The 22,441-nt window shown below is 40.9% G+C and carries 19 protein-coding genes and 1 pseudogene; 12 read left to right on the top strand and 8 right to left on the bottom strand.

Features of this window, described 5'->3' with window-relative positions:
* Positions 1-59: 59 nt before the first annotated feature.
* Both atpC and atpD read right to left on the bottom strand, forming a co-directional pair.
* Positions 60-305, bottom strand: a complete 246-nt coding sequence (atpC, locus tag LV85_RS01960) for an ATP synthase F1 subunit epsilon (RefSeq protein WP_057936785.1) — start codon at positions 303-305, stop codon at positions 60-62.
* A gap of 129 nt (positions 306-434) precedes the next feature.
* Positions 435-1,937, bottom strand: coding sequence for a F0F1 ATP synthase subunit beta (atpD, locus tag LV85_RS01955; protein WP_111316486.1), 1,503 nt, complete (start codon positions 1,935-1,937; stop codon positions 435-437).
* A gap of 300 nt (positions 1,938-2,237) precedes the next feature.
* On the opposite strand from atpD, the gene LV85_RS01950 reads away from it, so the two are divergent.
* From LV85_RS01950 to LV85_RS01920, 7 genes and pseudogenes are all read left to right on the top strand, one after another.
* Positions 2,238-3,089, top strand: coding sequence for a heme/hemin ABC transporter substrate-binding protein (locus LV85_RS01950; RefSeq protein ID WP_111316485.1), 852 nt, complete (start codon positions 2,238-2,240; stop codon positions 3,087-3,089).
* Positions 3,090-3,194: 105 nt separating this feature from the next.
* The gene (locus LV85_RS01945) at positions 3,195-4,253 is read left to right on the top strand and encodes a FecCD family ABC transporter permease (protein ID WP_111316484.1); all 1,059 of its coding nucleotides are present in this window, start codon (positions 3,195-3,197) and stop codon (positions 4,251-4,253) included.
* Positions 4,253-5,056 carry a heme ABC transporter ATP-binding protein gene (locus LV85_RS01940; protein WP_111316483.1) on the top strand — a complete coding sequence of 268 codons (804 nt, stop codon included), beginning with the start codon at positions 4,253-4,255 and terminating at the stop codon, positions 5,054-5,056. Before LV85_RS01945 ends, LV85_RS01940 begins: the two co-directional genes overlap by 1 nt.
* A 2-nt stretch (positions 5,057-5,058) precedes the next feature.
* Entirely contained in the window at positions 5,059-6,105 is a 1,047-nt protein-coding gene (locus LV85_RS01935) for a hemin-degrading factor (RefSeq protein ID WP_111316482.1), read from the top strand.
* A gap of 204 nt (positions 6,106-6,309) precedes the next feature.
* Positions 6,310-8,574 carry a TonB-dependent receptor gene (locus LV85_RS01930; RefSeq protein WP_111316481.1) on the top strand — a complete coding sequence of 755 codons (2,265 nt, stop codon included), beginning with the start codon at positions 6,310-6,312 and terminating at the stop codon, positions 8,572-8,574.
* Between the two features lie 23 nt (positions 8,575-8,597).
* Positions 8,598-9,665, top strand: coding sequence for an HmuY family protein (locus LV85_RS01925; protein WP_111316480.1), 1,068 nt, complete (start codon positions 8,598-8,600; stop codon positions 9,663-9,665).
* 378 nt (positions 9,666-10,043) lie between these two features.
* Positions 10,044-10,421 (top strand): annotated as a pseudogene (locus tag LV85_RS01920) (GxxExxY protein).
* Positions 10,422-10,716: 295 nt separating this feature from the next.
* Here LV85_RS01920 and LV85_RS01915 read toward each other — a convergent pair.
* Positions 10,717-11,196: a C40 family peptidase gene (locus tag LV85_RS01915; protein WP_111316522.1), complete on the bottom strand. Its 480-nt coding sequence runs from the start codon at positions 11,194-11,196 to the stop codon at positions 10,717-10,719.
* Positions 11,197-11,302: 106 nt separating this feature from the next.
* Here LV85_RS01915 and LV85_RS01910 point away from each other — a divergent pair, with 106 nt between their 5' ends.
* From LV85_RS01910 to LV85_RS01900, 3 genes are all read left to right on the top strand, one after another.
* Positions 11,303-11,542, top strand: coding sequence for a hypothetical protein (locus LV85_RS01910; RefSeq protein WP_111316479.1), 240 nt, complete (start codon positions 11,303-11,305; stop codon positions 11,540-11,542).
* A 204-nt stretch (positions 11,543-11,746) separates the two neighbouring features.
* Complete coding sequence (locus LV85_RS01905) at positions 11,747-12,730, top strand: D-alanine--D-alanine ligase (RefSeq protein WP_111316478.1); 984 nt, start codon at positions 11,747-11,749, stop codon at positions 12,728-12,730.
* 116 nt (positions 12,731-12,846) lie between these two features.
* Complete coding sequence (locus tag LV85_RS01900; protein ID WP_111316477.1) at positions 12,847-14,325, top strand: CotH kinase family protein; 1,479 nt, start codon at positions 12,847-12,849, stop codon at positions 14,323-14,325.
* A gap of 114 nt (positions 14,326-14,439) precedes the next feature.
* Here LV85_RS01900 and metK read toward each other — a convergent pair whose 3' ends face one another.
* The 3 genes from metK to LV85_RS01880 form a co-directional block, all read right to left on the bottom strand.
* Positions 14,440-15,693 carry a methionine adenosyltransferase gene (gene metK, locus LV85_RS01895; RefSeq protein WP_111316476.1) on the bottom strand — a complete coding sequence of 418 codons (1,254 nt, stop codon included), beginning with the start codon at positions 15,691-15,693 and terminating at the stop codon, positions 14,440-14,442.
* 145 nt (positions 15,694-15,838) lie between these two features.
* On the bottom strand, positions 15,839-16,489 hold the full coding sequence (locus tag LV85_RS01890) for a CPBP family glutamic-type intramembrane protease (RefSeq protein WP_111316475.1): 651 nt from the start codon (positions 16,487-16,489) through the stop codon (positions 15,839-15,841).
* Between the two features lie 513 nt (positions 16,490-17,002).
* Positions 17,003-19,069, bottom strand: coding sequence for a helix-turn-helix domain-containing protein (locus LV85_RS01880; RefSeq protein ID WP_111316473.1), 2,067 nt, complete (start codon positions 19,067-19,069; stop codon positions 17,003-17,005).
* 222 nt (positions 19,070-19,291) lie between these two features.
* On the opposite strand from LV85_RS01880, the gene LV85_RS01875 reads away from it, so the two are divergent.
* A complete protein-coding gene (locus LV85_RS01875; protein ID WP_111316472.1) occupies positions 19,292-19,849 on the top strand; it encodes an ankyrin repeat domain-containing protein in 558 nt (185 codons plus the stop codon).
* Complete coding sequence (locus LV85_RS01870; protein WP_111316471.1) at positions 19,849-20,913, top strand: acyltransferase family protein; 1,065 nt, start codon at positions 19,849-19,851, stop codon at positions 20,911-20,913. The genes LV85_RS01875 and LV85_RS01870 overlap by 1 nt, the downstream gene beginning before the upstream one ends.
* A gap of 38 nt (positions 20,914-20,951) precedes the next feature.
* Here the strand turns inward: LV85_RS01870 and LV85_RS22005 are convergent, their stop codons facing one another.
* Positions 20,952-21,116, bottom strand: coding sequence for a hypothetical protein (locus LV85_RS22005; protein ID WP_158531123.1), 165 nt, complete (start codon positions 21,114-21,116; stop codon positions 20,952-20,954).
* 31 nt (positions 21,117-21,147) lie between these two features.
* Positions 21,148-22,437, bottom strand: coding sequence for an ATP-binding protein (locus tag LV85_RS01865; protein WP_211318361.1), 1,290 nt, complete (start codon positions 22,435-22,437; stop codon positions 21,148-21,150).
* Positions 22,438-22,441: the final 4 nt, after the last annotated feature.

Below are 22,441 nucleotides of genomic sequence, written 5' to 3'. Positions count from 1 at the left end.
CACCAAAAAAGGTCTCCCGTTTACACAGGAGACCTTTTCTAACTATTCGGATGAATTGCTTAAGCCACTACTTTCTCAGCCAGCAATACAATCACATTATCTTTTACTTCCACTACTCCGCCATCCACGATCATGGATTGCTTCCCTTCAGGAGTGGTAAAGGAAACAGTTCCCTTTGCCAAAGCCGAAACGATCGGAGCGTGATTATTCAGCACCTGAAATGATCCATTGGCACCAGGGAAACTGGCTTCGGATACTTCACCCTGAAATACTTTTTTGTCCGGTGTGACGATTTCTAAATGCATGGAATTTTATATCGTTTGGAGACTCGTATTCTATTACGTAGAGATAAAAGTCAACAGTGAATGATTTACCTGTTGTTAGTGGTTGGTTGTTGGTTTTAAAAAACTAACAACTATCAACCAATAACTAATTTACCTAACTTCTGCCATCATTTTCTCTCCCTTAGCGATTGCATCTTCGATGCTACCTACCAAGTTGAAAGCTCCCTCAGGAAGATGATCCAACTCACCGTCCATGATCATGTTGAAGCCTTTGATGGTGTCTTTGATATCTACCAATACTCCCTTTAAGCCTGTAAATTGCTCTGCTACGAAGAATGGCTGAGATAAGAAACGCTGAACTCTTCTCGCTCTGTGTACCACTTGCTTATCTTCTTCAGAAAGTTCCTCCATACCCAAAATCGCAATGATATCTTGCAATTCTTTGTAACGCTGAAGAATCTCTTTCACACGCTGAGCGCAATTGTAATGCTCATCTCCAATAATATCGGCTGACATAATTCTTGAAGAGGACTCCAAAGGATCCACAGCAGGATAAATTCCTAATTCTGCAATCTTACGTGAAAGTGAAGTAGTAGCATCCAAGTGAGCGAAAGTCGTCGCTGGAGCTGGATCAGTTAAATCATCAGCAGGTACATAAACAGCCTGAACAGAAGTAATTGAACCACGCTTAGTAGAAGTAATACGCTCCTGCATAGCTCCCATTTCTGTTGCCAAAGTTGGCTGATAACCTACCGCAGATGGCATACGTCCAAGAAGTGCAGACACTTCAGAACCTGCCTGCGTGAATCGGAAAATGTTATCGATAAAGAATAGGATATCTTTACCTGCACCTTCGCCATCTCCATCTCTATAATATTCTGCCAAAGTCAAACCTGTCAAGGCAACTCGTGCACGTGCCCCTGGAGGCTCGTTCATCTGACCGAAAACAAAGGTTGCTTTAGAGTCTTCTAATTTTTTCAAATCAACTTTAGAAAGATCCCATCCACCTTCTTCTTCAAGGCTATGGACGAAGTCATCACCGTAAGTCACGATGCCTGACTCGATCATTTCTCTCAACAAGTCATTTCCTTCTCTTGTTCTTTCACCTACACCTGCAAATACAGATAGACCAGCGTATGCTTTCGCAATGTTGTTGATCAATTCCTGAATCAATACAGTTTTACCTACACCAGCACCACCGAACAACCCGATCTTACCACCTTTTGCATAAGGCTCGATCAAGTCAATTACTTTGATACCTGTGAAAAGTACTTCTGAAGTAGTAGAAAGGTCCTCGAATCGAGGCGCAGATCTGTGAATAGGAAGTCTTTTTCCAACAGGAATAGCAGGCAAACCATCGATAGGCTCTCCAACCACGTTGAAAAGACGGCCTTTGATAGCCTCTCCTGTAGGAACAGAAATAGGTTCACCAAGGTCTCTTACTTCCATGCCACGAACCATCCCTTCAGAGGAGTCCATGGCAATAGTTCTCACTCGATCTTCACCCAAGTGCTGTTGAACTTCCATTACGACCACTTGGCCATTTTCTTTGGTAACTTCTACCGCATCAAGGATGTTAGGCAGCTTACCGCCTTCGAAGGAAACGTCCACTACGGGCCCGATCACTTGAGTTATCTTTCCAATATTTGCCATTTGATAATTGAAATGTAAAAAGGATATGCTTTTTGAATTCGACCGCAAAATTAACCAATAATGCCTAAACCCAAAGGATATTTGGGAAATTAATCTGCTAAGTCTCCGATTTTTACCATTCTAACTGTTTCTGAGCTTCCTACTACTTTTTAATATGACCCTGTTTTAGCCTGTCTCAAGTCCAGTTAGTTAGGATTTCCCTAGCCGCTAGTAGACGCTTTGAAAAATTTTACATTATTTTTATTTGGATTCAATCTTGATAGACATACATTTGCCTTGTATTTAAACTTAATCTAAATAATGTTAAGGCGTTTTTTACCACTTGCACTTATAATATTAGCAGCGTGCTCTGCTCCTTCCAAGGAAGAAGAAACAATAAGCGCGCGCAAAATCATCACTGCTGGAGGCACCATTACTGAAGTAGTGGACGCACTGGGCTATAGTGACGATATCATCGCCACAGACATTACTTCTACTTTTCCAGCCTCCATGCAAGATCTTCCTTCTATTGGTTACAGAAATCAAATCAAAGCGGAAGGCATTCTCGCGCTGGGTCCAGACCTAGTCCTTATAGAAGAAGGTTACCTCAGCCCTGATGTAGTGACACAGTTGAAAGCAGCTCAGGTAAACATTCAGGTTTTCACTAAGCCTACCTCCGTAGCTGGCACCAAAAAACTGGTAACTGAATTGGCTACCTACTTTGAAGAGGAAGAAAAGGGTAAGGAAGTAAATGCGGCTATAGACGCTGACATCGCAGCACTGAATAGTTATTTAGAAGAGGAAGCGTCTAAGCCAAAAGCAATTTTTGTAATGGCTCGTGGCCCAGAGACAGTATTCATCGCAGGAGATAAAACCTTTGCCGCAGAAATGTTTGAATTGGCTGCAATCGAAGGAACAGCCACAGGCTTTGACGAATTCGCTCCCATGACTCCAGAATCTTTGGTAGCTATGAATCCTGAATACCTCGTGTTTTTCGATTCAGGAATCCAAAGCTTAGGAGGAAAAGATGGCTTGGTAGCAATCCAAGGAATCGATCAAACTACCGCTTTCAAAGAAAACCATATCGTAGCACTAGACGGACAATACCTTTCTGGTTTTGGACCAAGAGTGGGAAAAGCAGCATTAGACCTAGCCAAAGCCGTTCGTCAGTAAAAATATCAAAGTACACTCAGAATTTTAGAGCTAATAAAGACAAAGTAAAATCAAGCATTGAAGCCGCTTCGGTCTCCCGTCTTCGGTCTTCCAGCCATATAATAAATGATCACAGCATTGAGTCATACTAAGATCCAAAGTCAAAACCTCACCCTTCTTGGGTTTGGTTTTGTGCTGGTTTTGGTGTTATTAGCTTCCCTCTCTTTGGGAGCTTTTAGCATTCCATTTCCACAGACGCTTGCGATCTTATTTGACCAGATAGGTATAAGCACCGGCACTTTCGAAGTTCAGCAAGCCAATGTGTTGCTACAAATACGAGTGCCTCGAGTACTGATGGCTATGCTAGTTGGCGGTGGCTTGGGTATCGCGGGAGCAGCACTTCAGGGGATGTTTAGAAATCCATTGGTAGAACCAGGACTAATAGGAGTAAGTAGCGGAGCAGCATTATTCGCCGTGATCTTTATGGTCTTGGTGCCAGTAGCCTCTTCTTTAAGCTGGATCAAATCCATTGGCCTGCCACTCTTCGCATTTATTGGAGGCCTGATCAATGTCCTAGCAGTCTACAAACTTTCCAAATCTCAAGGAAGAACAGATGCTGCCACGCTGATTTTGGCGGGAGTCGCTATCAATGCATTAGCCGGAGCTTTAATCGGCTTGGTGTTGTTTTTCGCAGATGATTCAGCTTTGCGAAGCTTCACCTTCTGGAGCTTGGGCGATCTAGGCGGAGCCACTTGGGCCAAAATCCCAGTTACGATGATCCTCATCGCCGTGCCTTCTGTGCTATTATTATTCAATTCCAGACAACTGAACGCACTGGCACTTGGAGAGCAGGAAGCTTTTCACATGGGTGTAAATGTGCAGCAGGTCAAATTAAGACTTCTCATATGCAGCGCCTTAATCGTAGGAGTTGGTGTTTCTATGGTGGGTATGATTGGCTTTGTCGGCTTAGTCGTACCTCATTTGATCCGAATCCTATTTGGAGCGGATCATAGATTGGTATTACCTGGATCATTTCTTCTAGGTGCTATCTTGTTAAATTTTGCCGATCTCATCGCCAGACTGATCGTAATCCCTGCCGAAATGCCAATAGGTGTGATCACTGCGCTGATCGGTGCTCCTTTCTTTATCTGGCTTATTTTCAATCTGAATAAATCCCGAAACTGATGCTTCAAGCTTCACAAGTACATTTTTGCATTCGCCAAAGACCTATCGTAGATGAGGTAAGTTTGGAATTGAATCCTGGAGAAATCTTGGCGGTTCTAGGCCCAAATGGTGCTGGAAAATCAACTTTCTTCAAAATTCTCTCTGGAGAAATCAAGTGCAAACATGGGGCTGTAGGTTATAATGGCCACGACATTCATAAGCTTAAAGCACGAGATCTGGCAGCCGTAAGAGCAGTGATGCCTCAGCATACGCAAGTTAATTTTCCATTTACTGTGCAAGAGGTTGTAGAGCTTGGCCTGATCAGCACCAAAGCAAAACAACCTGCTAAACTCATTCAGGAGGTTTTGGAAGCTACCAATACTTCCCATTTGAAGGATCAGGTTTTCAATCATCTTTCTGGCGGAGAAAAACAACGTGTGCAACTGGCAAGAGTGCTGGTTCAAATCTGGGAGACGAAGCCTTTTCCAAGGTATTTGCTACTCGACGAGCCTACTTCTAGCTTGGACATAGCGCAGCAGCATGCGGTATTGAAAATCCTCCAAACGCTGAAATCTAGAAACATCGGAATCTTGGTGATCCTCCACGAACTGAATCTTGCTGCTCAATATGCCGATAAAATCGCTTTGCTGAAAAATGGCATGATCGCAAAATCCGGAACAGTTGAAGAAGTTCTGGAGGAAGAAATCCTAGAATACGTCTTTGATCACCCTATTCATCTAATTCAAAATCCTGTCACCGGCGGAATGCTCATATCCGCTGCAGCGCAGGCACATACATCTATACCCACATTTAAACAAGCATAACAATGGAAACTATACAAGAATCCGCACAATCCCTGAAGCAAGCATGGGAGAACCTGAAAGAGGCTGAGCCAAAACTTAGAATCCGTGATGCAGCTGCTAAACTTGAAGTGACTGAAGCACAACTTTTAGCTACTGGTATCGGCACAAACGTGATTCGTCTGACTGATAATTTTACCGAGCAACTGGAAGAATTCCCGAAACTAGGTCGCGTGATGTCATTGACAAGAAGCGAAGGCTGTGTATTGGAGCACAAAGGTCCTTTCCAGAAAATCGAAATGCATCAAGCTGGACCACATAAGATCGCTACTGTGATCGGTCCCATCGAGCAGCGTGTATTTTTCGCAGGCTGGAAATTTGGTTTTGCAGTGACCACCGAGACTCCTCGTGGCACAATGAAAAGCTTGCAATACTTTGACAAAGCTGGAGAAGCAGTGATGAAAGTGTACTTGCAAGAAAAATCAAATCCTGAAGCTTACGAGGAATTGGTAAAAAACAATACCGCTGCTGATCAATCTGCAGAGCTAGAGCTTGAAGTATTTCCAGCTCCAGAATATGTGTCCCGAGAAGAATTAGACTTCGAAGGATTCTCTAAAGACTGGGAAACGATGAAGGATACGCATGATTTCTTTGGTATGCTTCGCAAATACAAGCTAAACAGACAAGATGCTGTGAAGTGGATCGATGACAAGTGGGCTTATGAGATCGACAGACTTTCTGCACGTAAAATTGTAGAAACTGCCGCTGAGACTAAGCTTCCAATCATGATTTTCGCAGGAAACAAAGGCAATATCCAAATCCACCAAGGCAAAGTACAGACTGTTCGCCAGATGGGTGATTGGCTCAATGTACTTGATCCGGATTTCAACATGCATTTGAATGAAAATGTGGTTGACAAAGCCTATGTAGTTCATAAAAATACGGAAGATGGGTTGGTATCTGCTGTTGAGCTTTTCGATAAAGAAGGCGAAATGGTCGCTCAGTTCTTCGGATTGAGAAAGCCGGGACTTCCTCAGAAACCTGAGTGGAAAGCTTTGGTAGATAGCCTTTGATTTGATCATCCTCATTTATGCCATTTCCCTCCTATTCTTTGATTTCTTGGCTTGAAGACCGAAGACAGGAGACCGAAGTGGCATAAATGCTGGAGTTCACCAAATCATCTAAATTTTGTGTCGCTTTGTTGAAATAAAACAGGGAGCGCAATAATTAAGTATCGAAGGGATTTGTATCCCGCCATCTCAAAAATTTTTATGCACATGCATAGATTTGATCTAAATAAACACTTACTCCTTTTTTTGTTGCTTTTGCTGGTAACGCCACTTTGGGTACAAGCCCAAGCTGTGTTGAAAGGAAAAGTAGTGGACACCAAAGGCGAGGCGATTTCTCATGCTACGATCTGGCTTCCTGAACTCAAAGGAGAAGTTGCTGACGAGCAAGGAAATTTCACGCTTGCAAAACTCCCTAAAGAAGGCAAACTCAAAATCTCAGCAGTGGGGTTTGAGACTCTTTGGGTGAATTGGCCAGCGGGAAAAACTACTGAGACCTTCAAACTTCATGAGTCAGAATCAGAGTTAGAGACTTTCGTAGTCACTGGCAATTTCGACCCTCAGACTGCCAAAAACTCTGTTTACCAAGTCAGAAGTATAGATCAGACTGTCATTCAAAATCGTGCTCCTCAAAATATCGAGCAAGTTTTAAATACTGAGCTTGGCATTCGTTTTTCACAGGACAATGCCACAGGATCCAGCAATATGGAGCTCCTGGGAATGTCTGGGCAAAACATTAAAATACTAATCGATGGTGTACCGATGGTAGGCCGTCAAGGAACTTCAAACGAAATCAACATCAATCAGATTGATATCAATCAGATCGAAAAAATCGAAATCGTCGAAGGCCCGATGTCAGTTGTATATGGAGCTGATGCACTGGCTGGCGTGATCAATATTATCACCAAAACTTCCGCTTCCCAAAAACTAGCGGTTCAAGCCAAAATCCAAGAAGAAACAGTAGGCTCAGAATACAGTCCATTTGCAGGGAAAGGAACACATATCCGATCTGTGTCTGGCACCTATGGATTGAAAAACTGGAATTTCGGAGCGGGTTTTTCCCAAAACAATTTTGGTGGATGGCAAGGCAATGAAGTAGGAAGAGAGAAGGCTTGGCTGCCAAAAGATCAAAACTTCGCCAACGTCAAAGCAGGATATATGGGAGAAAGTCTTTCGCTAAACTATCAGGCAGACTTCCTGAATGAAACCATCTATGCCGATGGTCCAGAGGCTCCGTTGGAAATGATCGATCAGAAATTCATCACCAATCGCTGGATGCACAGATTGAATGGACACTGGGACACTTCAAACAATTTTTCCCTAAACCTACAAGGAGCATTTACAGATTATAAGCGTGATACAGAAACATGGGTTACTAATTCTCGAACTGGAGAAAAGTACCTTTCCAAAGCTCCTGGATCTCAATCCCGGATCAAATACAGGGGTTTCAGCTGGAGAATGATCGGCATGTGGAAGCTCAATTCAAAACTTAATTTTCAACCAGGAATTGATTTAAATCTCGAAGAAGGTTCTGGTGAACGGATCACCGAGAACGAAGGCATACAAGATTATGCTGTTTTTCTGTCTGCAGAGTGGAAGCCAACTCAGGGCATTCAGATCAAACCCGGCCTAAGAAAAACCTTCAACTCCGCTTATGAGGCTCCTGATTTGACACCTTCTTTGAACACCAAATTCACCTTGTCACCAAATCTCGACTTGAGACTAGCTTATGCGCAAGGATTCAGAGCACCCTCTATCCGTGAGTTGTACTTCAACTTCTTTGATGCAAGTCACAGCATCACCGGAAATCCAGACTTGAAAGCAGAGACCTCTCATAGCTTCAACGGCTCATTGGACTGGAAAAAACAAATCAGCATAGATTGGAAAGTAGGGGCTGTGTTAGGGGCATTCTATAATAATGTGGATAACCGAATCGCTTATGGCCAAGATCCGGATGACATCCAAGTCACGACTTTATTCAATATAGAAAATTACCGAACTGCGGGATTTACCCTGAATCACAACCAAAGCTATAAAAACTGGGATGGCAACCTTGGCTTATCCTACATCGGTCGATACAATCAACTCTCTGAGGAATCCGAAGAAGTACAAGAAATGAGTTGGACACCAGAAATCAATGCCAACCTGAGCTACTCACTTCAGCCTTGGAACACCACATTTACTTTATTCTATAAGCTTACTGGTTCGCTACCGGGTTACGAAACTGTAACAGATGCAGATGGCAACCCAAGCGCAAAAGAAGTCCAACTCGACGGTTATCAGTGGATGGATTTCAGTGTAAGAAAGCAATTCAAGCACGGCATTTCGGTAAATGCAGGAGCTAGAAATCTCTTTAATGTAAAACAAATCAACAGTAGCTCCGGTGGAGGCGACGCACACGGCACAGGAAGCAGTCGGCCAATCGGCTACGGAAGATCATATTTCCTAGGTATTCAATACCAATTTAATCAGTAACTAATTCTCAAATTAATAGTAAAATGAAACAAGTACGCATTCTTTCTTTCGCTGCATTAGCAGCTGGCATGGGACTTTTCAGCTCATGCAATGATGATGATCCTAAACCAGTAGTAATTCCACCTTCAGAGTCAGGGCTTATTGAAGTTGACGGAGGAGGGAGCACTTATCCAAATACAGCTTACATCGATCTGAGTACAGGCGAGCAGACTGCTATTCAGCGAGAGTCTTGGGATCTTGCTTTTTCTTCTGGTTCTGACTTCAAAGTCCTAATCAACGGAACTACAGGAGCAATGGCTTCTTCTACTGGCAAAACTGATATCTCCCAGGTAGGCGCTGACGAGATCGCTGCTGCTGAGGCTAGCGGAGAATTGATCCTCACTTTCACCAATTTGGAAGGTATCCTACATGTAGATGATGCAGCTAACCCACTTTCCAATACTGCTATAGCAGCTATCAGCCCAACTGCTGGAGACAATGAAGTTTATCTTCTGAACAGAGGAACTAGCGAGGCAACCGAAAGGCCTTGGAAAAAAATCAGAATTACTAGAAATGGAACTGGCTATACGCTTGAGCATGCTGATGCAGATTCAGACACTTTTACTTCCTTAGAAGTTTCAAAAAATAGCGAAGGGAATTTAGTTTATGTAAGTTTTGAAGATGGTATCGTAGAGGTAGAACCAGCTAAAACAGCTTGGGATATCGCTTGGACTGCAGGAACATCCTCAACACCTTATCCAGATGCTACTAATGGCACCTTAGCTTATTTCTTCCAAGATCTAGTTTACAATAATATTTACGGAGGCGTAGGAGCAGCGCAGGTATTAGAAGCCGACATTGCTTATGCCGATTTTACTGAGGAAGATGTATTCTCTTTAAGTTTTGAAACAGCTGATCGTCTAGTGATTGGCTCTAGCTGGAGAAGCGGTGGAGGCCCTCCAGGCACACCAGCACCTGCTGTAAAAACTGATATTTATTACGTCGTGAAAGATGCTGACGCAAACATTTACAAAGTGCGATTCCTTTCCTTGACTAAAGATGGTGAAAGAGGAATGCCAACCTTCGAATACGAGCTAGTAGTAGAAGGGTAAAAATAATTAGGTTCAGAATTTCTTAAAGACCAAGGATGGCAGAAGCTGTTCTTGGTTTTTATATTTTTAACCACTGAGGGCACAGAGCTTGACGCAGAGAGTTGATTGGTGTATTTAGTTCTTTGCTGTTTGCATGGATTTAAAAAATTCAACTATATCTATTGCTTTAAAATTTGTTCTTTAAGAAGAATTTGTCTCGGCGATATATTCCCGTTCAGCTGTCGGCAGCGATTTTTGTACCTTTGCAGTAAAGATTTTTTTCAACGCAGAGGCGCTAAGGACGGAGAGTATATCGCAGAGATTATTGTTATTCAGTTGTATACTGCTTGTTTTTATGAATAAAAGTTTTCAAATTTTAATCGGCTAATATTTTTTCTAATGACTGAAAATGAGATTTCTTCTATAATTATTGGATCTGCTATCGAGGTGCATAAGCAATTAGGACCTGGGCTACTAGAGAGTAGTTATTAGGTTTGCTTAGCTCATGAATTGAGAAAGCATGGTTTGGAGGTAAATACTCAAGTTGGGTTGCCGGTAATTTATAAGGAGGTAAAATTGGAAGCAGGATATCGTATTGATTTACTGGTAGATAAAAAGGTGATTATAGAAGTTAAGGCAGTTGACGAATTTTCAGCTATTCATTTTGCTCAGCTTTTAACTTATCTGAGATTATCTGACATCAAACTTGGCTTACTTCTAAATTTTAATGTCTCTAAACTAACAGAAGGGATAAAAAGAGTGGTGAATAATCTGTAAGCATCCAGAAAAGAATCATTTTTCTCCGCGATATACTTTGCGATTTTTGCGTCTTTGCGGTAAAGATTGTTTTTATCACGGCCAAATCACAGAGCTTGACGCAGAGAGCACAAAGCTATAGTTGTCCTGCTTCTCCAGAAGCTGGACTCTACCAAGTTTTTTAGCCACAAGGACCACGATAGGTCGACTAGCTGACCAACCAATAAAATATGATGTTTGTGTCATCTCCGAAATCTAAACAGACTTCAAAGGATACCCAACGCCGCGCCGTTGCGCCGCCGCGAGAATCCTTCTCTTAATCGAGTACTCTTCTGGCAAATAAAAATGCTTTGGACCAATAATTATTACTCAGGTAATCTTCCGACACGCCAAGCGAAGTAGAAGAATGAATAAATCGAACATCTCCACGAGAAGTCTCTGTCACAATTCCCGAGTGCGTAACTTGCTTTCTCCTTTTCCCTGTGGCAAAAAACAATACATCTCCAGGTTTGATTTCATTCTTTCGAATACTCTTGCCCATTTTACTTTGATCCGCAGAGACTCTCGGCATCGTAACTCCCACCGAGTAAAAGGAATGGTAAACCAAGGCAGAGCAATCCATCCCAGAACGAGTCGTACCTCCATAGCGATATGGGGTGCCTGTATAACTTCTAGCAGTCTGAATAACAGTATTAAAGGGCTCAGACGCCACCTTCTTTTTGGATGCACAGGAACTCGCAAGCATCAATCCCAACACAAGAAAAAAAGCAGTAAAACGGAATTGTTTGCGCAGCATAGTGGTTTTTGTTCTTTCAAGTATAAGACGAAGCCGATCAGGAATCAACCTTTTTTGATCAAAAAAGAGATTCATTTTTGTAACTTAACGAACGCAATAGAATATTATGAGCAAAGAAGAATTCGCCAGCCTTCCCTTCCACAAAAAAATAAGTACCCTCTACACAGAAGGGACCTTTGTGGTGGGTATTCGGTATTACAAGCACAAGGTGAATTTGTATTTGCTAGAAAGTGAATACGTAGAGGTCTTCTACAATCATAAGCAGGACAAAATCGATAAAATTGACTTTTTGCCCCGTGATCACACTCGCATGAAATTCTATCTGGATCAGATTAAGCTGGATTAATTTTCCCGCAGATTTACGCAGAAAAGGCCGCTGATTTATGGGGATTTTTAATATCGAATTATAGTTTGTTACAGATCTAATCAGCGAATATTTGCGCTAGTTATCAGCGAATATCTACGGGAACACAATTCACAAAAACAATCCTCTATCATCTGTGGGAAATCCCCCAAAAATCGAGTAATTCGTATCGTTAATTCTGATACCATGAAGAGAAAAATTGCCCTTGTGACAGGTGGATACACCGGTGAGTCTGTGATTTCATTGAAAAGCGCTGCTGTAGTCGAAAAAACCATTGATCGTGATCTTTATGATGTGTACAAAATCTTGATTTATCGAGGTGATTGGCATTTTCTAACGGTATCAGGAGAAAAAATTCCAGTGGATCTAAATGACTTCAGCATCACTATTGGCGATGATAAAATCACCTTTGATGGAGTTTTCAATATTCTTCACGGATCTCCGGGTGAGGATGGCAAGCTTGCCGGATACTTCGACATGATTGGTATTCCTTACACCACCTGTGATCAGCTCAGCTCTGCCATCACGATGAACAAGGGCTATACAAAGGCTGTAATAGACGATATAGAAGAATTGCACATTGCTAAATCAATTCAGCTTTTTGAAAACTCAGCTGCAAATCTAAAGCTTGTGGAGGATGGTTTGACCTTACCACTTTTCATCAAACCCAACAATGGTGGAAGCTCTATCGGAATGTCTAAGGTGAAAACCTGGGGAGAATTACCTGAGGCACTTGAAAAAGCTTTCGCTGAAGACAGCCAAGTCTTGGTGGAGGAGTTTGTATCTGGCCGCGAATTCTCAATTGGTTGCTACCGAGGAAAGGGAGAAATCACAGTGCTTCCAGCTACTGAGATCGTGAGTAGCAAGGAGTTTTTTGACTACGAATCCAAATATGTAGCAGGTGTAACTGAGGAAATCACGCCAGGCCGTCAATCCGAAGAAGAAGTTACTCGTGTGAATAGAATTATCCCTCAGATCTACACTAAGCTAAACTGTAAAGGCGCAATTCGTGTGGATTACTTTCTGCAGCATGAAACTGGAAAATTTTACTTCATCGAGGTAAACACTGTCCCGGGACAAACCGAAACAAGCCTGATCTCTCAGCAAGTAAAAGCCATCGGCATGGATGTCAGAGATTTTTATACTCAGTTGATTGAGGAGATGTTTTGATAAGAATCTCCATTCCAAAATTTTCCAAGTTGATAATATCCCTGGAAACAAACTGAGCAACCAATAATCTTACAGTACATTCACAACCTATTACCTTATAAATAGTTACGGAAAAAATGTTTCAATTAGCACCATCAAAACCTCTTAGCTATTTATACCTATTCACTTTGCTACTTTTTGCAAGCTGTCATGAGAATGAAAACACGCCTGATGTAAATGACAACTCGCTACTTTTTAAAAGTTTTGTTTTTGAAAAAAGCAACAATCCTGAATTAGAGGAAGACATCGTATTTACGATACAAGATGATGTGGTCAATGGTGAAATCAGAAGTTATAATTACAACTTGATTCCTACATTTACTTCTAATGCGGTGGCAGTACAAATCAATGGGAAAGAGCAGACTAGCGGAAAAAACACTGTGGATTTCAGAGAATCTGTCATTTACAAGCTACAATCTGCTTCGGGCAGCATAAAAGAATACAAGATCAATATCAACTGGGACACCCAGTTAGCTCAAGTAAAAATCAAAACAAGTAGTGGCGCATCAATTACCTCGAAAGAAGATTATTTAGAAGGCTCCGTGAGTTTTGAAGGACAATCAAAGTACGATGACCTCACTAGCACCGGGAAATTTAAAGGAAGAGGAAACACCACTTGGGGCTTACCCAAAAAACCCTACAAAATTAAATTAGACAGTAAAGAGGAAGTATTTGGATTAAAGCCGGAAAAAGACTGGGTCCTATTAGCTAATTATTTGGATGGCACACACCTACTAAATGCTGTTGCGATGAAAATAGGGCAGTTGCTAGATATGCCTTTCACCAATACCATGATACCTGTAGAGGTAACTATAAATGAGGAATACCTCGGATTGTATATGCTAACGGAGCAGGTTGAGGTCAAAACCAATAGAGTTGATGTGGATGATGCAGGTATACTTCTGAATCTAGATACCAATTATGATGAGGAATGGCAGTTTAAATCCAAAGGCTTTGCTTTGCCAGTAACTTTAAAATATCCAGAGCCAGAGGATGTGACTGGCTTCACGGTGGTCAAGGATCAATTTGAATCATTAGAGGAAGTGATCGCTAGTGAAGATTTCCCCAACACTGATTATCTGGATTATATAGATGCTAATTCAATAGCCAACTACATTATTGTATACATGCTAACCGACAACCAGGAAATCAATCATCCCAAAAGCACCTATATCCATAAGGCTAGCACGGGGAAATTTACCATGGGACCTATATGGGATTTTGATTGGGCTTTTGGATATGAGGGGACACAGGAGCACTTTTCTAGGTATAATACCCCAATATTTTGGTCATCTCCGGCTAAAGGGACTCAGTTTTTTTCTAAGTTTTTGAAAGACCCAAAGATTAAAGCCTTGATGAAAGAGAATTGGACCAATTTCCAAGCTAATAACTTCAATGAATTGCTGGATTACATTGATGAATACGCATTCATCATTCAAGGGGCTAAAAATAGAGATTATCAGGTCTGGAATAGAAATGGCGCTGATGTAAAAACCTTAAAAAATTGGTTAGATAATAGAGCTACCTATATGACTGGGTTTATCAACAATTTATAATCTGGTTTTCTCCGCTAGACTCCTCAAATAATTCAAGTGAGCAATTTAGGACAGATAAAAAATGGCTGTTAGGAATTCCCAACAGCCATTTTTTTATGTGTGATTTTTCTTCAATTAAATATTGAAAGCGGATTTAATTCTATCCACATAGTCTAGTTTTTCCCAAGTGAAAAGCTCTACCTCAAGCGTAACTTCTGGTCTGTATGGAGAGTAGAAGGTTTTCGTTACCACCTCATTGGTTCTACCCATGTGACCGTAAGCGGCAGTTTCCTCATAGATAGGATTACGTAACTTCAGGCGCTGCTCGATGGCATATGGGCGCATATCGAATAACTCCTCGATTTTCTGTGCAATGGCTCCATCGTGCATGTCTACTTTGGCAGTACCATATGTATTGATATAAATACCCATTGGCTTAGCCACTCCAATGGCATAAGAAACCTGTACCAAAACCTCATCTGCTAGGCCCGCTGCCACCATATTCTTGGCAATATGACGTGTAGCATATGCTGCGGAACGATCCACTTTAGAAGGGTCTTTTCCAGAGAATGCTCCACCGCCATGAGCTCCTTTACCACCGTAAGTATCTACAATGATTTTTCTACCTGTCAAACCTGTGTCACCATGTGGTCCACCGATTACAAATTTCCCGGTTGGATTGATGTGATACTTGATTTCTGAAGTGAAAAGCTTCTGTATCTCTGGCTTCAGTTTGGCAACTACCCGTGGTATTAGGATAGAAACAATATCAGACTTGATTTTGGCAAGCATTTTTCCTTCCTCGTCAAAATCATCGTGCTGGGTAGAAACCACAATTGCTTCAATACGCTGAGGCACATTGTCATCGCTATATTCGATCGTCACTTGAGCTTTTGAGTCTGGGCGGATATAGGTGATATCCTTATTTTCTCTTCTCAACTCCGCCAATTCACGAAGGATCATATGAGAAAGATCCAAAGCCAAAGGCATGTAGTTTTCAGTTTCGTTGGTTGCATAACCAAACATCATTCCCTGATCACCTGCACCTTGTTCTTCTGGATTCTGACGAACTACACCCTGATTGATTTCCGAAGATTGTTCATGAATCGCAGAAAGCACACCGCAAGAATTCCCTTCAAACATGTACTCACTCTTGGTATAACCGATTCTATTGATCACGTCACGAGCAATTTTCTGCACATCAAGGTAGATATCAGAATTTACCTCTCCCGCCAAAAACACCTGGCCAGTCGTCACAAGCGTCTCACAAGCTACCTTGGAATTTGGGTCAAATGCTAAAAAATTATCAATTAACGCGTCAGAAATTTGATCTGCGATTTTATCTGGATGCCCCTCAGAAACGGATTCTGAAGTGAATAAATATGCCATATATAATGTAGGGTAATGCTATTTTAATGGATGCACAAAAATACTGGAACTGGGGGAAATAAAAAATCTAAGAGAAGAGATAACTGCTGCATTCTGAAAGCACCATCAGTTAATTCTTTAAACTAACTATTGGAAAACCTCAAAATCATCCTTCATAAAAATAAACCCCTGGGATGATCAAGGCGGCATTATATGCTCCATGAAACAACATCGCATAGCTAATGCCATGATTGAGCCGAATATAGCTAAGAATCAAACCTACAAAAAACTGAATGCCAACTAAGAAGGGGATCCAGTAAAAATGAGAAGCAAAATCGAAGTTACTGTAGTTTCCAAGATGGACGACACCGAAGAAGATTGCAGAGGCATAGACAACGAATTTGAGATTTATGCGCTCCTGCTGGCTAACCATAATGAGCAGATAAATCAAATAAACCATAAAGGCAAGCACCAAATACCATAGCTCACCCATCATTAAAAGGGATAAGACCAAACTCCACCATATAGAAGATTTCTTTAAATTAAGATGAAGTCTGAATATCGGTTCTTCTATCAATGGAGCTAAGAAAATACCTAGAACTATCACCAGCAACTTACTTTTTTTGATTAGTTCTTCAAGTATTGAATCAAATTGATCCGCTCCCAATAAGCTTAGCAAAAAACCAAAGGGAATAATCAGTACCAATGTGACTATTAACAAAGTAAAGAAGCTTTTTGAAGGCATTTCAGAATAGGTCTCGGCTCTTTTTGGGTCTTTTAGAAAAGCGAGAAAGTCCTGTATAACAGTGATTTTCATAGAGTTGAGAAATATCAAGATTAGGTAAAAATTAAAGCTAGACTATTCATTAAAAATTCTTCAGGTACACATTAAACCTCTTTCTTCTTTTCGAATTTTATAGAGAGAAACAACACAATGGCAAATACTAGATAGCTGAACCCCGCAGTCCATTTACTGACTCCCTCAAAAACCAATAGATCAAAATCATCTTCTGAACTCATAAAAAAAAGAATATAAAGAGCGTTTAACCCATAAATAATTGCGAGTACCCAGATAAATCCTTTAACAATCTTTTTCATCCTATTTAATCTAAACTTCAATAGCTGGCTCAGCTCTTAATCCTCTTTTGACTTCATCTCTGTTTGCAAAAAAGCAGGAAGAATCTAAAAAGGAAACTGTAAATGCTAAAATCTTAACCACTGCAATTCGCTTCATATTAAGGATCTAAAAGTGAAAAGTGAAATCAATTTAAAAAATTAGTCAATAATTACAAAAGGTCAACTTTATTTTTTCAGCTCACTAAACCCAATTTTACAACAAGCCCTCTTCCTCCAGCTGCAATCGGATTTTACTATTGTTATCCCAGAACTTTTTCTCGATACCAGCCCAGATTTCCTTGAACTCAGGATTTTCTTTGAACTTATCTAGGGTAGGGTCTTCGGGAAGAAATAAAATCACCCAAAACAGGATATTATCCTCTTTTGAAAAAAGCCTCAAGTAGTCCAAAGCTTTATCATAGTCTCCCCTATAAGCGTAATAGGTGGACAAGCCCAATGGCCTATATATCGTCTGGTTTGATTCAATGTAATCTTTATAGCTCTGGATCAGCTCCTGCCCTTTTTCGATCTCTCCTACTTTCACATAAGTGACGCCAATAATCATATTTTCATGAACATAAACATCTAGCTTTTGCTGCTCACGAATTTGATTTAGTCTATCATAATACAGAAATGCAGAGTCATATTCCCGGAGGTAATAGCTGACTTTACCCAGATCCTGTAAGATATCTATCCTTGAGCTGTCTTTGGCAAATTCCGCTTTGAGTTGATTCCTCGTATCACGTAAATCTTTGGTTTTGGCATAGCTGATAAAAGCTCTAACATAGCCAGCGAATGCATTGTCTGGAAAATAAGCACGGGCAAGATCAATATAGTCAAGTGATTCATCCACAAACCCCGTTTGGATAAGTCCATTACCCACTTCAAGGTAACGAAAGCTAGCGGATGCAGAATCCATTGCCGCTATATCCAGTCGCAATCCTTGTATCGCATATTCCAGATATTTTCCGGTATTCGGCATATACATACTATAGTAATTTGCCAGCAATATGAGAATCTGATCAGAATTGGGATTGTACTCCAAACCCTTTTCTAAATAAGGAAGCGCTTTAGCATACTCCTTTTTCAGCATGTAATACAAGGCTTTAGCTCTTAGGCTTTCGTCCAAGGTAGGGTCATATAAAACCGCCTGATCCGCGTAGACGGACATCTCTTCTAGATGAGTCTTTTCTTCTCGAAATACATCGTGATAATACAAGGCCACTGCAGCATAGGCATAGGCCAACCCGAATGATTTGTCCTCTTTGATTGCTTCCTTAAAATAACCAACTGAAGAAAGGAGATTGTCATCTCCGCCTTTGTTCAATAGATTGAGTCCTTTCAGAAAAGAATCATAAGCTTTCAGATTTTCTGTAGGAACTTTCTCAATCCGGTTTTGCTCCTCAGGAGTTATAATTGCCTGAATTTTCTCAGCAATATCTTTAGAAATATCTTGCTGTAATGTGAAAATATCGCTCGCCTCTCGTCGGTATTGCTTACTCCACAGATGCTTGTCACTTGCTCCATCGATCAGCTGAATATTCAGCACGATACTCTCCCCAATCTTTTGTCCGCTTCCTTCTATCAGGTAGCTGACTTGCAGTTCTTCGGAAATCTCAGGAATGGACTTGTGACTTTCCCGGTATTTCTCAGATGAAGTCCGACTAAGAACACGTAGATCTTTGATTTTTTGAAGGTTGTTGAGCGTGGCATCCATCAGTCCATTGATGAGATAGACATTAGTCGAGTCGGCACTATCATTTTTGAAAGGCAATACAGCAATTGATTTTTCCCTTGAGACCTGCTCTCCAAAAATCTCACCTTTATACAGCAGTAAACCCACAATCAGCAAAATCAGCAGTCCTGCAGCTCCAATCCAATAAGGAAGCTTAGAGCCTTTCAATTCCTCTGCTAAAGGCTCAACTTCAACCGGCTCAGTAATAGCATGTTTCCCTGCTTCTCCTGGCGGATAACCATAGTACTCACGAAAGCATTTAATAAAATATGAGGGGCTGTTGAATCCAACCTGATGAGAAATCTCAGAGACATTCAGCGTTGAATTTCGAAGCATCTCCATGGCACGCTCCAACCGGATTTGATTGATCAATTGACTAACCGAAAGATTGCATGCTTTCTTGACCCTGCGTAGAAGATTGGATCGACTCATGTGCATCTCATCAGCAAGTTCCGCGACACCAAACTCTTCGTCCCCGAGCTGCGATTCAACCAATGCAATCAGCTGATCTAAAAATTCTTTGTCCTGTGGAGAGGTCCTGGCCATGCAGTAAAACTAGGAGAAAAATCATTGATTTGGCCTTTTGGTCGCTCATTTTTCGAGCAGGCAAAAATCTCTATTTGCAGCATTTTGCGTCAAAATTTATATCCATGCATCATAATTTATATCGCTTTCCTGATCTCTTATGGATTTGTGAGCAAGGCTATTTAGTACTGCGCAGCCCTTTGATTTTACTTTGTCACAAATAAAAATCAAACAAAATTATCTATGAAAACATCTGTTTCAATCTATCGATTATTTGCGCCAGCGCTCCTTATTACTTTGTTTATAATGGTTTCCTGTGCTACTGCTTCAGAAAAGAAAGTAGACGCTCCGGAAATTGATCTGCAAACCGCAGTCATCACTAACAATCTAGAAGCGATTAAAGAACACATTGCAGCTGGCAGTGACCTAAATGTAAAAGATCCTTTTGGCGGATCGAGCCCCCTTATCACAGCAGCGGTATTTGACAAACTGGAAGCAGCCAAGCTACTACTGGATGCAGGTGCAGACATCAACTTCCAAAACAACGATGGTTCCACAGCCCTGATTTCTGCGGCGTTTTTTGGCCGTCCGGAAATTGTCCAGCTGCTATTGGAAAAAGGTGCTGATAAAACTATCAAAAATAAATACGACACAACAGCGCTAGATAATGTGTCCGCACCATTTGCTGCTGTAAAGGATATCTATGATGTCATAGGCAATTCCTTAGAGCCAATGGGTCTCAAGCTAGACTATGCATATTTGGAAAAAATCCGTCCAGAAATTGCAAAAATGCTGCAGTAATGAGTGAAAAACCTCAAAATGTACCTCAAAGGAGATACGACATTGATTGGATTCGAGTGATTGCAATCGGCTTACTTTTGATCTATCACATTTCGATCGGATTTCAATCTTGGGGCCGAATGATTGGTTTCATTACTTCACCCAAATCATTGGATCAGCTTTGGTATGCTATGTCTCTGCTGAATATTTGGCGGATTCCGCTGCTATTCTTTGTATCAGGTATGGGTGTATATTTTGCAATGCGGAAGCGAAACTGGATGCAATTGATCGCTGAGCGTGCCTACAGGATTCTTATGCCTTATGTGTTTGGGATATTTGCAATTGTTCCACTGCACATTTTGCTATTCAGTTACTATTACGACATGACATTGCACTATATCTGGTCTTCTGCTCACCTGTGGTTTTTAGGAAACATCTTCTCCTATGTTCTACTGCTTTCACCAATCTTGTTTTACCTCAAGAAAAATGAAACTGGAAAGCTTGCCTCATGGATCAAAAGATCGCTCAGTAAACCGTGGGGACTGTTAATTGTGTTGGCGGCATTTGTAGCTGAAGTAATGTTGGTCAATCCCTTGCCCTTTGAGATGTATGCGATGACTTGGCATGGGTTTTTCCTCGGACTGCTGGCATTCTTCTTTGGGTTTTGCTTTGTGATGACTGGGGCAGGTTTCTGGGAAATGATCAAAATATGGCGGTGGTTATTTGTAGTGATTGCTATGGGATTATATGTTCTCCGAATGTCTCAATTTGGCAAAGTATCACCTGGGTATTTGTTAGCTACAGAGTCATTGTGTTGGATTCTTTTGGTGTTTGCATTTGGCAGTATCCATCTAAACAAAAAAAGTAAAACCTTGGCCTACCTTAGTCAGGCTGCCTATCCAGTGTACATACTACACATGGTATTCTTGTATTTAGCATCGGTTTTGATATTTCCCATTCCAGTTCCCACAATAGTTCAGTTTATCCTAGTATTGGCTTTTACTCTTGCGGGCTGCTTTGGTACATATGAACTGATCCGCAGACTTAAGTTTCTCAGACCTTTGTTCGGATTAAAAATAGCCTAATAGCAAATTGGCTCTGCATACTCCCAGGGCCAATTTCTTTAGCTTTTCTTCACTAATCCCTCGGTAAGCTCATTCATCGCCTTCACCTTATATTTAAAGTCGCCTTTCAGCGTATCGCGGTAGGCATTGATGGTTCGGATTATTTGGAAGTAACAAAGCTCTTCATCTCTATAGTAAAAGTTGATGGAGAGCCTGAGGTTCATTTCTTATCCCTTCTAGCAAAATCAGAATTTTCTAATGTAACTGCTGGTTCAAAAAGAACTTGGTTCTATCAGCAAGAAATAATGGGATGTTTATCAGCTCTTCTTGATTAATCAAATTCCTCATCGAAAATCTAAGCTTGACTCGAGGATTATATGTCTTTGAATAAAAAGTCAAACTTTTGCTTCTCACATTTTCTTCAGATTTTACTTCTATAGGTATTAATTCATTGTTGAACTGAAGCAAAAAATCTATCTCAGCTATACCATCCGAAGTCCAATATCGTGGCTTAATCTGAAACTGGGCTGAAAGAGACTGGAGAATGTAATTCTCCACCAAAGCACCCTTGAATTCTGAAAATAAACCATTCGGATTCAAGATAGATCGTGCTTCAAGCTGTGCCTTTTGACGTAGTAGCCCCATATCAAGCAGATAAATCTTGAAAGCACTTAAGTCATCATATCCGGAAAATGGTATCCCCACTTTATTCACCCTATTAACCTTATAAACCAATCCAGCCTGAATCAGCCAAGTCAGCGCATCTTCATATTCCCTAGCTCTAGCTCCTTTTTTTACAGTTTGATATAGAAATTTTTTGTTCTCTTTGGAAAGTTGTGATGGAATTGAATCCCAAATAAAAGCTATTTTTTGAATGTCTTTTTCTGCCACATGTTTAGAAAAGTCATATTCATAAGCTCTATTAATAGCGAACAACAGCTCTTCCACCCTTTCTAGCGAATTACTCTCCACCAGTTCTTTTGCTACTTCAGGCAAGCCTCCACATATCGTATAAAGTCGGAAGCTTTCCAGTATTCTATTGAAAAAGTAATCAGGAATGGGTTCTATAGACTGTATTGATTGAAGATACTGATGCATTTCTTTATCCTTAGCATCTAAAAATTCTAGAAATGTCAGAGGGTACATGTCCAAGAAATCTACTTTTCCTACAGGAAAAGACTTAGCATTTCCAAGTGTAACACCAAGTAAAGATCCAGCTCCAATAATGTGATGGCTGAGATTAGATTCCTCAAAATATTTAAGCGAGTTCAGGGCTTCCTTACATTCCTGAATCTCATCAAAAAAAATCAGTGTCTCACCTGGTAAGATAGGAAAGCCAACTACCAAAGAGAGATTCTGAATGATTCGTTCAGGGTCTTTGGTGAGCTCAAAAAATTGCTGTAAATCAGGTTGCCTATCGAAGTTAAAGTATGCAATCTGCTCATAATACTTATTTCCAAAATCTTTGATTAAGGAAGTTTTCCCAACTTGCCGAGCACCTTTTACCAACAAGGGCTTGGGGTCTAGCTTAGTTTTCCACTTCAAAAGT

Source organism: Algoriphagus chordae (assembly GCF_003254055.1).
Lineage (GTDB): Bacteria > Bacteroidota > Bacteroidia > Cytophagales > Cyclobacteriaceae > Algoriphagus > Algoriphagus chordae.
This window is presented reverse-complemented; position numbering and strand designations above follow the sequence as displayed.